Origin of the sequence: Kluyvera sp. Awk 3, from assembly GCF_028069715.1 — a bacterium.
Lineage (GTDB): Bacteria > Pseudomonadota > Gammaproteobacteria > Enterobacterales > Enterobacteriaceae > Kluyvera > Kluyvera georgiana_A.
The window spans coordinates 1-256 of the sequence record NZ_JANEWH010000357.1 but is presented as its reverse complement, the minus strand read 5'-3'; the positions used below and the strand labels follow the sequence as shown (position 1 = coordinate 256).

General features: G+C 55.5%; 1 rRNA gene. It reads left to right on the top strand.

The window, feature by feature from the left end:
• Window positions 1-256 (top strand): 23S ribosomal RNA (locus NNN71_RS25365); the annotation flags it as partial.

The window sequence follows — 256 nt, the reverse complement described above, 5'->3', positions numbered from 1 at the left end:
TAATAGCTCACTGGTCGAGTCGGCCTGCGCGGAAGATGTAACGGGGCTAAACTGTGCACCGAAGCTGCGGCAGCGACATTTAGGTGTTGTTGGGTAGGGGAGCGTTCTGTAAGCCTGCGAAGGTGTCTCGTGAGGGATGCTGGAGGTATCAGAAGTGCGAATGCTGACATAAGTAACGATAATGCGGGTGAAAAACCCGCACGCCGGAAGACCAAGGGTTCCTGTCCAACGTTAATCGGGGCAGGGTGAGTCGACC